This is a genomic window from Agrobacterium tumefaciens (genome assembly GCA_025560025.1).
Classification (GTDB): Bacteria; Pseudomonadota; Alphaproteobacteria; order Rhizobiales; family Rhizobiaceae; genus Agrobacterium.
Genome location: CP048486.1, coordinates 588,357 through 602,811, shown reverse-complemented (window position 1 = coordinate 602,811; position 14,455 = coordinate 588,357). Strand labels below are relative to the sequence as shown.

12 protein-coding genes are annotated in these 14,455 nt (G+C 61.5%); 5 read left to right on the top strand and 7 right to left on the bottom strand.

Translation table 11 applies throughout. The annotated features are described in order from the left end of the window. Positions 1 to 17: 17 nt before the first annotated feature. Both FY152_16610 and FY152_16605 read left to right on the top strand, forming a co-directional pair. Positions 18 to 1,613 (top strand): ABC transporter substrate-binding protein, encoded by a 1,596-nt coding sequence (locus tag FY152_16610; protein ID UXS33792.1) that lies wholly within the window; start codon positions 18 to 20, stop codon positions 1,611 to 1,613. A gap of 43 nt (positions 1,614 to 1,656) precedes the next feature. Continuing rightward, positions 1,657 to 3,009: an LLM class flavin-dependent oxidoreductase gene (locus FY152_16605; GenBank protein UXS33791.1), complete on the top strand. Its 1,353-nt coding sequence runs from the start codon at positions 1,657 to 1,659 to the stop codon at positions 3,007 to 3,009. A gap of 16 nt (positions 3,010 to 3,025) precedes the next feature. Here FY152_16605 and FY152_16600 read toward each other — a convergent pair whose 3' ends face one another. The 7 genes from FY152_16600 to FY152_16570 form a co-directional block, all read right to left on the bottom strand. Beyond that, a complete protein-coding gene (locus FY152_16600; GenBank protein ID UXS33790.1) occupies positions 3,026 to 3,997 on the bottom strand; it encodes a LysR family transcriptional regulator in 972 nt (323 codons plus the stop codon). 37 nt (positions 3,998 to 4,034) lie between these two features. Then, on the bottom strand, positions 4,035 to 5,273 hold the full coding sequence (locus FY152_16595) for an acyl-CoA dehydrogenase (GenBank protein UXS33789.1): 1,239 nt from the start codon (positions 5,271 to 5,273) through the stop codon (positions 4,035 to 4,037). 69 nt (positions 5,274 to 5,342) lie between these two features. Then, positions 5,343 to 6,398, bottom strand: coding sequence for an aldo/keto reductase (locus tag FY152_16590; GenBank protein UXS33788.1), 1,056 nt, complete (start codon positions 6,396 to 6,398; stop codon positions 5,343 to 5,345). 18 nt (positions 6,399 to 6,416) lie between these two features. Beyond that, positions 6,417 to 7,352: an ATP-binding cassette domain-containing protein gene (locus tag FY152_16585; GenBank protein ID UXS33787.1), complete on the bottom strand. Its 936-nt coding sequence runs from the start codon at positions 7,350 to 7,352 to the stop codon at positions 6,417 to 6,419. Continuing rightward, complete coding sequence (locus FY152_16580; GenBank protein UXS33786.1) at positions 7,330 to 8,328, bottom strand: ABC transporter ATP-binding protein; 999 nt, start codon at positions 8,326 to 8,328, stop codon at positions 7,330 to 7,332. Before FY152_16580 ends, FY152_16585 begins: the two co-directional genes overlap by 23 nt. After that, positions 8,325 to 9,320 (bottom strand): ABC transporter permease, encoded by a 996-nt coding sequence (locus FY152_16575; protein UXS33785.1) that lies wholly within the window; start codon positions 9,318 to 9,320, stop codon positions 8,325 to 8,327. The genes FY152_16580 and FY152_16575 overlap by 4 nt, the downstream gene beginning before the upstream one ends. Next, entirely contained in the window at positions 9,317 to 10,306 is a 990-nt protein-coding gene (locus FY152_16570) for an ABC transporter permease (protein ID UXS33784.1), read from the bottom strand. The genes FY152_16575 and FY152_16570 overlap by 4 nt, the downstream gene beginning before the upstream one ends. Positions 10,307 to 10,575: 269 nt before the next feature. Here FY152_16570 and FY152_16565 point away from each other — a divergent pair, with 269 nt between their 5' ends. From FY152_16565 to FY152_16555, 3 genes are all read left to right on the top strand, one after another. After that, positions 10,576 to 12,183, top strand: coding sequence for an ABC transporter substrate-binding protein (locus tag FY152_16565; protein ID UXS33783.1), 1,608 nt, complete (start codon positions 10,576 to 10,578; stop codon positions 12,181 to 12,183). A gap of 67 nt (positions 12,184 to 12,250) precedes the next feature. Continuing rightward, entirely contained in the window at positions 12,251 to 13,282 is a 1,032-nt protein-coding gene (locus tag FY152_16560) for an ABC transporter substrate-binding protein (GenBank protein UXS33782.1), read from the top strand. Further along, entirely contained in the window at positions 13,279 to 14,454 is a 1,176-nt protein-coding gene (locus FY152_16555; GenBank protein ID UXS33781.1) for an acyl-CoA dehydrogenase family protein, read from the top strand. Before FY152_16560 ends, FY152_16555 begins: the two co-directional genes overlap by 4 nt. The last annotated feature ends 1 nt before the right edge of the window (position 14,455 follow it).

Sequence of the window (14,455 nt, the reverse complement as noted above, 5' to 3'; positions counted from 1 at the left end):
TTTTTTCGGAGACAGACATGACCATTTCCAGACGCCAGTTTCACAAAATTGCACTTGCCGCCGGCGCTTTCGTCGCGCTTCCGGGCGGTTCTTTCGCCGCCGCCGAAGAGCCGGTTTCGGGCGGGACGCTGAAGATTGTTTATTTTCCCGAGCCGACCCAGCTCGTGGCGATCAATACCAGTGCGGGCGGTCCGCAGTTTATCGGCTCGAAGATTTACGATGGGCTTTTGACTTACGATTACGAGCTTTCGCCCAAGCCGAGCCTCGCCAGGGAATGGAGCGTTTCGGCCGATGGACTGGAATATGTCTTCCATCTGCAGCCGAAGGCGAAGTTTCACGACGGCAAACCGGTGACATCGGCAGATGTGGAGTTTTCCATCCTGCGGCTGAAGGAGGCCCATCCGCGTGGTCGCGCCACTTTCTCGCATGTTGAAAGTGTCGATGCCTCCGATCCGCTGGTCGCGAAAGTGAAGCTTTCCAAGCCGGCGCCGGGCCTGATCACCGCGCTCGCCTCGTCGGAATCGCCAATCGTGCCGAAGCACATCTTCGAGACCTTCAAGCCGACGGATAATCCGAAACCGGCCCAGATCATCGGCAGCGGCCCCTTTGTGCTCAAGGAATGGGTGCCGGGCAGCCATATTCTTCTGGAGAAGAATGCCGATTACTGGGATGCGCCGCGCCCTTATCTCGACCGCGTCATCATCCGCCTCATCAACGATGCGGGCGCCCGCGCGGCGGCGCTGGAAACCGGGGAAGGGGACATCGGCCCCAACCCGGTGGCGCTTGCCGATCTGGAGCGGTTGAAATCCATTCCGACACTGAAGGTGGATGACCGCATCTATGCCTATGCCGGCCAGCAGAACCAGCTGGTGATCAACCTTGAGAATGAATATCTCAAGGAATTGAAGGTCAGGCAGGCCATCGCCCATGCCATCGATGTTCCGGCGCTCATCGATACCGTGCTTTATGGTTATGCCGTGCCATCGCCGACGCCGATCAGCCCCGGCCTTGCGAAGTTTCACAATCCGGATATCGGGTTTGCCAAGTTCGATGTCGCACAGGCTGAAAAGCTGCTGGATGAAGCCGGTTTTCCGCGCAAGGATGGCGGCAAGCGCTTCAAGCTTCGGGTTACCACCAACCCCTTCAATCCGCAGACCTATTCGGATTTCATCGCGCAGGCGCTGTCGAAAATCGGCATCGAGGCGGATATCCAGAAATTCGATTTCGGCACCTATGTGAAGGTGGTCTATACCGACCGCGCCTGGGACCTTTCGGTGGAATCTCTCTCCAACACCTTCGATCCGACAGCGGGCGTGCAGCGCGTCTACTGGAGCAAGAATTTCAAGATCGGCCTGCCATTTTCCAATGCCAGCCACTACGCCAATCCCGAAGTGGACCAGCTGCTGGAAGCAGCGGCGGTGGAGCCGGATATCGAAAAACGCGCCGCCTTCTTCAAGGAGTTTCAGGCCGTTATCGCCAGGGATCTTCCCGTCATCAATCTTGTTTCCCCCATCCAGCCGGTCGTCGGCAGCGTGCGCATCAAGGATTATGCGACCGGGGCGGAAGGGCTCAGCGGCAATCTCGCAAAGGCCTGGGTGACGAAGGAGGCGTGAACGCCTCCCCCCTTCGGTTCAGAGCGAATAAGAGGTCATTCCCATGAGCAGAAAATCCGAGAAGCTGGTTCTTAACGCCTTCATCTATCCGGGCGGACATCACGAGGCGGCCTGGCGGCATCCGGACTCCGAGCCACATCGCGTCACCGATATAAAGCTCTATCAGGATATCGCCCGCAAGGCCGAGGCGGCGAAGCTCGATGCCATCTTCTTCGCCGATGCGCCGGTGCTGGACGCCAATATTCGCTATGCCGCTCGCCACCGGCTGGAGCCGATCACCATGCTGGCGGCTCTCGCCGCCGTCACCGAAAAGATCGGCTTCATCGCCACGGCCTCCACCACCTATTACGAGCCGTATAATCTTGCGCGGCTATTCGCGTCCGTCGATCATATCAGCGGCGGCCGGGTGGGCTGGAACATCGTGACGACTTCGGCGGATGCGGCCGCCGGCAACTTCAATCTCCAGAAGCATCCGCCGCATGCGGATCGTTACCGTCAGGCGATCGAGTTCGTGGATGTGGTGACGAAGCTCTGGGACAGCTGGGAAGATGACGCCATTGTTGCGGATAGAGAAAGCGGCCTTTTCGCCGATACCGACCGCATCCATCCTGCCAATCACGACGGCGAATTTTATCGGGTGCGGGGCGCGCTGAACGTGCCGCGTTCACCGCAGGGCCGGCCGGTCTATGTGCAGGCCGGCTCCTCGGAGGAAGGGCGCGGTTTCGCCGCCCATTATGCCGAGGCAATCTTTACCGCGCATCAGACTCTGGAGAGTGCGCGGTCTTTTTATTCCGACATCAAGCGGCGCGTCGCGGCCACGGGGCGCAATCCCGCCCATGTGAAAATCCTGCCGGGCATCAGCCCCTTCATCGCGTCAACCGAAGAGGAGGCGCGCAGGCTCGAGGCTTCCTTCAACGATCTCATCCAGCCAGCCTTTTCGCTCGGGCAATTGCAGCGCATCACCGGCATCGATCTCTCATCGGCCGATCTCGACCAGCCGCTGCCGAAGGAAGCCGTGGAGGCGACGCGGGCGCAGGCGGATAGCAGCCGGCATCAGCTGGTTCTCGATGTCATAGACCGGGAAAATCCGACGATCCGGCAATTGCTGCACCGGCTTGCCGGCGGGCGCGGCCACAAGGTGATTTCCGGAACACCTGAGCAGGTGGCGGACTGGATAGAGACCTGGTTCCGCGAGGGCGCGGCCGACGGCTTCAATATCATGCCGCCATGGTTGAATGGCGGGTTCGACAACTTCGTTGACGGGGTCGTGCCGATCCTTAAACAGCGGGGGCTGTTCCGCGAGGATTACGAGGGCGACACGCTGCGTGACCATTATGGCCTGCCTCGGCCGGAAAATATCTATGCGGCCAGAGAGTTGCAAAGGGAACGCGCCTGAGGTGGGACGGGCGTGTTCAGGCGGCGGCCTCGAGAGAACGCATATCCTCGCGCAACAGGGCGAGTAGAGATGCGACCTCCGGCAGCCGCCGCCTGTCAGGACTGGTCAGCAGGTGATAACGGCTGGCGGTCGGCTGCGGTGCGCCAAAAGGAGCGATCAGCCGGCCGTTTTTCAGCTCTTCCGAAATCAGGGAATGGCGCACGAGGCCGATGCCGTGGCCGGATGAGATTGCCTCTATCAGCGCCGTCTGGCGTGAAAAACGCGGGCCGGTCGCTGAAAGCCTGAGCGGAATGCGGCAGGCGCGAAGCCAGTTCGCCCATTCGAAGGCCGGGTCCAGGCCATTGCCACGCAACATCGCAAAGCCGAGATCCCGCAAGCGCTCCGGTTCGTCTGCAAGCCCATGGCGGGCCGCGAATTCCGGGGTGCAGACGGCGCTGACGGTATCGGCGAAAAGCGGCTCATGAATGAAGCCCGGAATCTGCGCATGGGTGGCGACGATGGCGCAATCGGCATCGAAATGGGTGAGGTCGATGGTTTCGCTTTCAAGGGATTCGATGGAAAGCTCCACGTCTCCGAGCGCCGGAACGATACTGCCAAGCCGCGGCGCCAGCCAGCGGGCGGCAAAGCAACCCTCCGCCAGAACCTTCAGCTGCGGCCGGGCGTTCGAAACCATCAGGTCGGAAAGACTGCCGATCATGGTTTCGAAAGCGTCGGCAAGGCCGGGATAAAGCGCGCTGCCGGCATCGGTCAGCAGCAATTCGCCGCGCTGGCGGCTAAAAAGTGGCTGGCCGAGATGGGTTTCGAGAATTCGCACCTGCTGGCCGATGGCAGCGGTCGAGACGTGCAGTTCCTCCGCCGCCCGCGAAAAGCTCGCATGGCGGGCGGCGACGACAAAGGCGCGCAAGGCGGTCAGCGGTGGCAGCCGGGAAAGTGTGGGCAGGCGAAAAGCCGCCCGGCTCGCGGCGGGAGCGATAAACTCCGTTCTCATTGCTGTTTCTCCTTTGCCGCCTGCATCTTCCGCATGGTCAGAACACCCGGCCTTCCCGGAGATGCGTCGTGGTGCCGTTGAGATAATAGTCCCCGATCACCCGCGCCTTGTGGGCAAGCGGATTGTGATTGTAGACCGTGCGGATATTGCGCCAGTGGCGGTCGAAATTCCGCTCGCTCGATGTCGCCGAACCGCCGCCGAGTTCATAGAGATTGGTGGCGACCGTCAGCGACAGCTGCGAGGCGATGATCTGGGTGCGGGCTGTGGCGAGCGAGCCTTCCAGCAAGGCTGCCTCGATCGCCTCTTCGTCCCCGGTGGCGAAGGCGGCGGCGGTGCGGTCGAGCGTTCTCGCCGCCTCGCGGATCAGCGTCTTCACGGCGAAAGCGCCGGCGCTGATTTCGCCGAGCATCTTCTGCACGAAGGGGTCCTGATTGGCGGTTTCGGCGCTGCTGTGAAGCGTGGTGCGCGCCTGGCGCAACACATACTCCAAGCCGTCCTTCAACGCGCCCTGAACGGCGCCGGCGGCCGAGGCGGCGAGATGCAGCTGCCGCATGGCCGAGCTGTGGCGGCCGATCTGGCTGCCGAGCTTGCGGGTCGTCAATTCATGCGGCAGCACCTCGACATTTTCCAGCAGGACGCCGCCGCTCGCCGTCATGCGCTGGCCCATGCTGTCCCAGTCGTCGAGGATGGTGATGCCGGCGCGATCGAGCGGAATGAGCACGCCAATCGGTTGTTCGTCATCGCCAATGGCGCTGAAGGTGCCGAAATCGGCAAAGGCCGTGCCGGTCGCATACCATTTGCGGCCGTTCAGCCGGTAACGGTCACCATCCGCACTCAGCCGGGTGGTGATTTCGCCGGGGCGCTTGGTGCCCTGTTCGGTACTGGCGCCTGCGAAGAGCTTGCCGGCAAGCACATGTTCGAGATGCCGCCGGTCCTCCAGCTCGATGGGTGCGAGAGCGAGGTTTTCGGTGAAATTGAAATGGCTGCGAAGCGCGTGTGGAATATTGCTGTCGGCTTCGCCGAGGATCATCAGCACTTCGATATAGTCGGCAATCGAGCCGCCCGGTCCGCCCTTGGCTTCGGGAACGCGCAGCGTGCCGATCTTCGCTTCCTTGATAAGGGCGAAGATGTCGAAGGGAAGTTCTCGCTGGCGTTCGCGACGGGCGGCATCCTTGGCCGCGATGGCCGCAATGTCCTTTGCCCGGGCCAGAATCTCGTCACGGCTCGGTACGCCGGAATTGTCGGTGGTGGTTGTTTGCAGTTTCGGAGTGGACATTGCGGTTTTCCCTGAGCGGATGTGAGGGCCTGCGGCACGGGCGCGCCGCAGGCATGGTCTTCTGGACGATCAGGCGACCGCCCGCGGCTTGAGCGCCGGGCGGTGTGCGGGCTCGAGATTGCGCGGCACGCGGCCTTCGACGGGATGGCTCGGATCGTTGAAACCGGGTGTGGAGGGGTGGCCGGTCGTGACGAGGCTATCGACCAGCGCTTCATCTTCCGCATCGATCTTCACATCGAGCGCGCGAATATATCCGTCCCAGTGCTCTTCGGTGCGCGGGCCGGTGATGGCGGCGGTGACGAACTTGTTGTTCAGCACCCAGGCGAGTGCGAAATCCGCCGCCGAAACGCCCTTCGAAGCGGCATGGGCTGCAACTTTCTGGGCGATTTCGACAGATTCCGGACGCCATTCCGTTTCCAGAACACGCTTGTCGCCACGGCCGACACGGGTATCGGCGCCCGGCTGTTCGCCCGGCTGGTATTTACCGGTGAGTACACCGCGTGCGAGCGGCGAATAGGACACCACACCAAGGCCATAATGATTGGCCGCCGGCAGCTGCTCGGCTTCGGCGGTGCGGTTGACGATATTGTAGAGCGGCTGGCTGGCAACCGGTCGGTCGATGCCGAGCTGGTCGGCCAGATGCGAAATTTCGGCGATGCGCCAGCCACGGAAGTTCGACACGCCGAAATAACGAAGCTTGCCCGCACGGATGAGATCGGCGATAGCGCGCACCGGCTCTTCCAGCGGCGCATCGAAGACGGCGCGGTGGAAATAGAGGATGTCGATATAATCGGTGTTGAGACGGCGCAGCGAATTCTCGACGGTCTCGATCACCCATTTGCGCGAATGGCCGCCGAGGTTTGGGCCCTTGGTGTGGGAATTGACGAATTTCGTCGCCAGAACCCAGTGATCGCGCGTGGACTTGATGCCGCGGCCGACAACTTCTTCCGACTTGCCGTCGTGATAGACATCGGCGGTGTCGATGAAGTTGATGCCCTGCTCGCGCGCCTTGTCGATGATGCGGAAGGCCACGTCATCCGGCGTCGGGCCTCCGAACATCATCGTGCCGAGGCTCAGCGGTGAAACTTTCAGCGCGCTGCGTCCGAGATAGCGATAGTCGACCATTATGGTTGCTCCTTCAGTTTATTGGGCATGGTGGCAGGCCACGGCGTGGTTCTTGCCGAAAAGGGTGTAATCCGGCGCTTTTTCGCGACAGAGATCGGTGGCGAGTGGGCAGCGGGTGTGAAACCGGCAGCCGGATGGCGGGTTATGCGGGCTCGGCAGGTCGCCGGAAATCGGCGCGGCCTGCTTGCGGCGAGCGGGATCGGGAACGGCGGCGAGAAGCGCGCGCGTATAGGGGTGCTTTGGCGACGCCCAGAGTTCCGATGTCGGCGCGCTTTCCACGATCTTGCCGAGATACATGACCAGCACGCGGTCGGAGAAATAACGCACCACGGAAAGGTCGTGGGAAACGAAGAGATAGGAGAGCGAAAGCCGCTTCTTCATCTCCACCAGAAGGTTGAGGATTTGCGCCTGTATCGAAAGATCGAGCGCCGAAACCGGCTCGTCGCAGACCACCAGTTCCGGTTCCAGAACCAGCGCGCGGGCAATGCCGATGCGCTGGCGCTGGCCGCCGGAAAATTCATGCGGATAACGGTCGAGCGAATCCGCCGGCAGGCCCACCTGTGCCACGATGGCCTCGACGATCTCTCGCTGGCGCGCCCGGTCGCCGATGCCATGCACCTTCAGTGGTCCGGTGAGAATGGTGCGCACCGTCTGGCGCGGGTTGAGCGAGGCGAAGGGGTCCTGAAAGATCATCTGGATGCGGCGGCGGATGCCACGTAGTTCGGATGACGTCATTGCCGTCACATCAGCGCCCTTGAAGGTGATCCGGCCGGAAGATGGCTCGACCAGCCGCATCAGCGATTTGCCGAGCGAGGATTTGCCGCAACCGGATTCGCCCACCAGCGCCACGGTCTCGCCCGCCTCGATATCGAGGGAGACATCGTCGACGGCGCGCACGGTGCCGCGTCCGCCCGTATAATGGGTGGAAAGACTATGCACTGACAAGAGCGCCATCGGGTACCTCGTGGGATGTGGGAGCAACGAAGGGGCAGGCGGCGTAACGGCCTTGCGAGATTTGCCGGAGCGGCGGTACGAACTGCCCGCAGAAACCGCGGGCGCTCGGACAGCGCGGCCGGAAGGCGCAGCCGTGTTCCCCCGTGGCGGAAACGATGGAGCCCGGAATTTCGATGAGCGGCCCGTCGCGATAGTGCTGGCCGTCTTCCGCGCGCGGTGAGGCGGCGAGCAGGCCGCGCGTATAGGGATGATAGGGGTTGGAGAAAACCGGCTCCGGCAATCCCTCTTCCACCTTGCGGCCGGCATACATGACCATCACCCGGTCCGCCCATTGCGCCACGATACCAAGATCGTGGGTGATGAGGATGACGGCCATGTTGAGATCGCGGCGTAGATTATCGAGCAGCTGCAGGATCTGCGCCTGTATCGTCACGTCAAGCGCGGTCGTCGCTTCGTCGGCGATCAAGAGTTTCGGGTTGCAGGCGACGCCGATGGCGATCATCACGCGCTGGCGCATGCCGCCGGAAAGCTGGTGCGGATAATCGTCTACCCGGCGGCGGGCGTCTGGAATATTGACCAGTTCCAGAAGCTCGATGGCGCGTTTGCGGGCCTGATGCCGGTCGATCTTCTCGTGGATGCGCAGCACCTCGATGATCTGTTCGCCGACCGTCAGCACGGGGTTGAGCGAGGTCATCGGCTCCTGAAAGATCATGCCGATATCGCGGCCGCGAATGCCGCGCCACTGACGCTCGGAAAGCGGCAGCAGGTCGCGACCCTCGAGCAGAACCCGCCCGCCGGTCTTGGCGTGGGAGGGCAGGAGGCCGATCAGGCCAAGCGCCGTCAGGGATTTGCCGGAGCCGCTTTCGCCGACGATGGCCAGCATTTCGCCGGGGCTGACATCGAAACTGACGCCTTTGACCGGCTGGGTTGAGCCGAAGCTGACGGAGAGATCCTGGACTTCGATCAGTTTGCTCATCGGCGTTCCTCCGAAAAACGGGGGTTGAGCGCATCGTTGAGGCCATCGCTAATGAGGTTCAGCGAAATGACGGTGAAGACGATGGCAAGGCCGGGAAGGGCGGTCAGATACCAGGCGGTACGGATGACATCACGGCCGGAACCGATCATCGATCCCCAGGAGACACGGTTGGGATCGCCAAGCCCCATGAAGGAGAGTGCCGCCTCCATGAGGATCGCGCCCGCCACCATGACGGAGGAGGTGACGATGATCGGCGGCAGCGCATTGGGCAGGATTTCCTGAAAGACGATGCGCGCATGGCCGTAACCGAGGCTGCGGGCGGCGAGCACATAGTCTTTCTCGCGGATGGCGCGGAATTCCGCACGGGTGAGGCGCGCCACCAGCGGCCAGGTGATGATGCCGATGGCCGATGTGACTGTGGTGACCGACGGCTGGGCGATGGCGACGAGCACCACCAGCAGCACGAAATTCGGCAGGGTCTGGAAGATTTCGATCAGCTTGACGAGAATATCGTCAATGACGCCGCCGAAATAACCGGCGAAGGCGCCAACAGCGATGCCGATCGTCAGGCCGATCAGCGTCGCCACGACCCCGACGGTGAGCGAGATGCGCGCGCCATGCACGATGCCGGCCAGAACGTCCCGGCCCATGGAATCGGTGCCGAGCGGATAGGCGGCATTCTGGCCGGGCCAGAGGAACGGGCGGGCCACCATTTCCAGGGGATCCCCGGGATAGATCAAGGGGGCAATCAGCGCGGTGACGATGACGGTTGCGAGAAACAGCAACCCGACGATGGCGTTGGGATTGGTGAGGAAGATTTTCAGTTCCCGCCGCAGGCCGCGCCGGGGCACGGAGACGGAGCGGGCTGAAAGCGCATCCGGCGCATGGATATAGGGCCAGGCTTTTTCTTCCGGTTTCTTCGGTTTGGGATTGTTGTCTTCGACGCCGAGTTCGGCCGTGTCGAGGACAGCGGTGGTCTGGGAGGAATTCATCGGCTTTCTCCGATGCGGGGGTCAAGCCAGGCCTGCAATAGGTCCACGGCTGCATTGACGATGATGACGACGAGGGAGGAGAGAAGCAGAATGCCGAGCAACACGCTGAAATCACGCGCCATGACGGCTTCGAAAGCAAGACGGCCAAGGCCCGGCCAACTGAAGACCGTTTCGACCACGACAGCGCCGCCGAGCAGGCCGCCGATATGCATGCCGGCCATGGTGGTGATGGGGATGAGCGCATTGCGCAGGATATGGCGCGTGGTGAGCCGGAGCGGAGAAACGCCCTTGGCGCGCGCCGTGCGCACATAGTCCTGAGATTTCACTTCCAGCATCGCCGCACGGGTAAGGCGGGCATAGATGGCCAGAAAATAAAGCGCCAGCGAAAGGGCGGGGAGAACGATATAACGCAGCCTGTCCAGCAGGGCGTCGAGACCGGTGAGGCTGCTGCCGATGGTGCTGTCGCCGCCCGAGGGAAGCCAGCCGAGCTTCACTGAGAAGGTCAGGATCAACATCAGTCCGATCCAGAAACCCGGCACGGAATAAAAGATCAGCGAGCCGATGGAAATGATCCGGTCCGGCAGCTTGCCGGAGAAAAGCGCCATGATCGAGCCGAGAAACACACCGACGAAAATCGCAATGCCGAGCGCTGCGCCCATCAGGGCGAGTGTGCCGGGCAGACGCTGGCCGATGAGGTCTGCCACCGGCATGCCGTAACGCGGCGAAAAGCCGAGGCTGAACTGCGCGAGATTGCCGAGATAGTTCATCAGCTGATGCACGACAGGCAGATCCAGCCCGAAGCGGTTGCGGATTTCGGCCATGGTCTCGACGGTCGCTGAACCCGCTTCCGCGGCCAGCACATCAGCCGCATCGCCGGGCGCCAGTTGCAGCAGGAAGAAGTTCAGGATGACGATACCGAGAACCGTCGGAATGGCCTGAATGGCAACCCGCCTTGCCTGCGATAAAATCCGTTTCGAATTCGACATCGGCTCCAGTCCGTAAGCGTGGAAATATGACATCGGCCCCTGAAGGCGCTGGTATTAGTTGACTAATTTTATGGAATTTGTCAAAGAGTAATAGAATTATTTTCTGAAATTTACGGAAATATGCGCCATAAAGAAAAGATAATTCCTGTTAATGAGAATGATTGGTTCTTCATGCCAAGCTCGCTCTCGTCTGCGGAACAAACTTCTTCCTAAACGCGGCCGTTCAGTTTGCCGGTTTTTCGCCGGTTCAATCAAGGAGAGGGTATCGCATGACTATTTTCAACCAGACGACGCGGCGTGGATTTCTGCTGGCGTCCGTGGCGCTTGGCGTGGTGTCGCTGCCGGGGCTGAAGCTCAACGCGGCGGAGCCGGCAAGCGGTGGCACGGCTACCCTGCTCATCTCATCGGAGCCGCCGGTGCTGACGACGATCGCACACACAGCCTATAATTCCGTCTATATATCGCCCAAGGTCACCGAAGGGCTGTTGACCTATGATTTTGATCTCAATCCCAAGCCGCTGCTGGCCAAATCATGGGAAGTGAGCGCGGATGGTCTGCATTACACCTTCAATCTGAGGCCCGGCGTGAAGTGGCATGACGGCAAGCCCTTCACATCCGCTGACGTGGCGTTCTCCATCAATACCATCAAGGAAGTGCATCCGCGCGGCCGCAATACATTCCTGAACCTCACTGCTGTCGAGACGCCGGACGAGCTGACGGCGGTTCTGGTTCTTTCCAAACCCGCGCCGTACCTGATAACGGCGCTCGCCGCCGCCGAAACACCCATCGTGCCGAAACATCTCTATGAAGGCACGAAAGTCACCGAAAACCCGGTCAATCTCGCCCCCATCGGCACCGGCCCGTTCAAGTTCAAGGAGTGGGTGCGCGGCAGCCATATCGTTTTCGAGCGTAATGCCGATTATTGGGATGCGCCGCGTCCCTATCTCGACAAGCTCATCGTCCGCTTCATTCCGGACGCTTCCGCCCGGGCGATTGCCATCGAAACCGGTGAGATCGATCTCGCGCCCAGCACGCCGGTCGCCTATAGCGATCTCGACCGCCTGAAAGAGCTTCCCAGCCTCGGTTTTGAGACAAACGGCTATCAATATTCGAATTCCGTCAGCCGCGTGGAGTTCAATCTCGAAAAGGATGTGTTCAAGGATGTGCGCGTCCGTCGCGCCTTCGCGCATGTGATCGACCGCAACGTCATCTTCAACACCGTTAATTACGGTTACGGCGCAACCATCACCGGGCCGATCAATCCGAAGCTGACGAAATGGTTCGTGGATGATCTGAAGACCTACCCGATCGATCTGAAGGCCGCCGAAGCGCTTCTCGATGAGGCCGGATACAAGCGCGGTGCGGATGGCATCCGTTTCAAGCTCAATCTGGACTATGTGCCGAGCACCGAGGCCTATCCGCGTGGTGCGGACTATATTCGTCAGGCGCTGGCCAAGGTCGGCGTGGATGTGACGGTGCGGACGCAGGATTTCGCCACCTATACCAAACGCATCTACACGGATCGCGATTTCGATTTTGCCTATGAGGGCATGAGCAATCTCTTCGATCCGACCGTCGGCGTGCAGCGGCTTTACTGGTCGAAGAACTTCAAGAAGGGCGTGCCCTTCTCCAATGGTGCGGCCTACAGCAATCCGAAGGTGGATGCGCTTCTCGAAGCCGCCGCCATCGAGATCGATCCGGACAAGCGCGTCGCGCAATGGAAGGAAATCCAGCAGATTCTCGTCGATGATGTGCCGGCAATTGATATCGTCGCAGCACCAGAAATTACCATCTTCAACAAGCGTATCGCCGATCACACCGTCGGCGCCGAAGGTGTGGCGGGAAGCCTCGCCTTCGCGCATATCGCCGCATCCTGATCGTCTCGCCAGACCCGGCCCCCTTTGCGGCGGGCCGGGACCTTTCCCTTTCATCGAGGCCAAAGCCATGAGCACGTCACTTTCTGAAATCTGGTACACACGCTGCCCGGTGCCCACGCCGGTGGGGCTGGCGGCACAGCTCGGTTATCTCGAGCAGACCTTTGAGGAGGTCGGCATAGCGTTGAAATCCATCATCGATTCGCCTGACCGTTCCGTCCGACAGAGCCATTTCAACCACACGCTGGAATGGTCCTTCCGCCATGGCGGCAATGTGCCTCCCATTCGAGCCCGTTCGGAGGGGCGCAATACGCGCCTTATCGGGGTGACCTGGACGGATGAGTTTCAGGCAATCATCACCCTGCCGGAGACCGGTATCCGCTCGCTTTCCGATCTCGTCGGCCGCCGTTTCGGCGTGCCGCGCCGGCCGGAAGGCATTGTCGATTTCATGCGCGCGACGGCGCTGAAAGGCATCGTTTCGGCGCTTTCGCTGGAAGGGCTGAAGATAGAGGATGTCGAACTCAAGGACATCGTCATCAAGGATTCGGTGCTGGCCTCGCAGGAAGGGCCGTCGCTGTTCGGCCTGAAGCGCCGGCAATCCTTCGGCGAGGAAATCATCGCACTGTTGCGGGGTGACGTCGATGCGGTTTTCGTGAAGGGAACGGCTGGTATCGCCGCCGCGAACCTGATCGGAGCGGTGCAGGTGGCCGAGTTCGGTTTTCACCCCGACCCGAAAATCCGCATCAATTCCGGTTCTCCGCGCGTGCTGACGGTTGACGGACGGCTTGCCGATGAGCGCCCCGACCTGGTGGAGCGGCTGGTTGGTTCAATCGCCAGGGCCTCGCTCTGGGCCGAACAGCACCCGGAAGAAACCCGCCGTTTCATCGCGCGCGAGGCGGGTGCGACTGAAGAGCAGGTTCTGGCCGCCAACGGGCCGGATGTTCACCGCCATCTTGGCCTCGGCCTCGATGCGGAGCTCGTCGCCGCTGTCGGCCATTACAAGGATTTCCTGCATCAATGGGGCTTCCTTGAAAATGACTTCGATCTCGATGCGTGGATCGATGACCGTTTTGTCACGGCAAATGAAAGGGCGGTTGCATGAGTGGCGCATTATCGGCCATTCCCCGCCCGGAGCAGGCCTCAAACCCCGTCGCCATCGCAGCCGCCCTTGCCGAAGATTTCAGCCTGACCGCGGCGGAGCATGACAAAAGCGGCGAATTCGCCGCCGCCAATTTCGAGGCGCTTTTCAAGTCGGGACTGCTCGGACTGGTGTCGGCTGAAAAGGATGGCGGCTGGGGAGAGGGTATGGAAACGGCCCACGCGGTCATTGCGGCCATCGCCAAGGGCGACCCATCGACCGCCCTCATCCTTGCCATGCATTACAGCGTCCATGCAGCGATCCGGCGCGGCAAGTGGCCAGCAGCTCTCGCGGCAAAGGTGCTGGCCGCCAATAATAGCGAGCCGGCGCTTCTGAACAATGCACAGGCGGAGCCGGGGATCGGTTCGCCGGCCCATGGCGGCCTGCCGGAAACGACGGCGCGGATAGAGGGTGATGTCTGGGTGGTCAATGGCCGCAAGAGCTTCGTCACTGGCCTGCCGGGGTTGAAATGGGCGATCGTGCTTGCTCTGACGACAGAAGAGAAGCCGCGCCTCATCCAGCTTCTGGTCCCGCTCGATGCACCTGGTATCACGCAGGAAAAGGCGTGGGAAGCGACCGGCATGTATGCGACCGCAAGCGACGATCTGGTGCTTGAGGAGGTAAGGGTGCCGCTGGCCGATCTCGTTGCCGAACAGCCGGCGGACGAGCCGCTGCGACGCGACGAGGCCGACGGTTATAATTTCTTCGTGCTTTTGGCCTCCGTCTATCACGGTGTTGCGCTTTCGGCGCGTGACGCCCTGTTGCGGCACCTCACGGGCCATGTCCCGGCCAGTCTCGGTGCGCCGCTATCCTCCATTCCGCGCATTCAGGAAGGCCTCGGCCAGATCGAGGTTCTGCTTGCGGCGAACCGGCGTCTGCTTCTCTCCGTCGCCCGCGATATCGATGCGGGAGAAAGGGTGGGAACGGATGCGCTCGCTGTCCGTCATGTGGTGATCGACAATGCGGTGGCGGTGACCGATCTGGCGCTGGAGCTTGGCGGTAATCGCGGCCTTCGCCGGGATTACAACCTTGAGCGCCATCATCGCGACGCCATAACGGCGAGGGCGCATGCGCCGCAGAGCCATATGATCCGAACCATCCTCGGCCGTCAGAGCATCAAGGCGGCCGGCGGCTGAC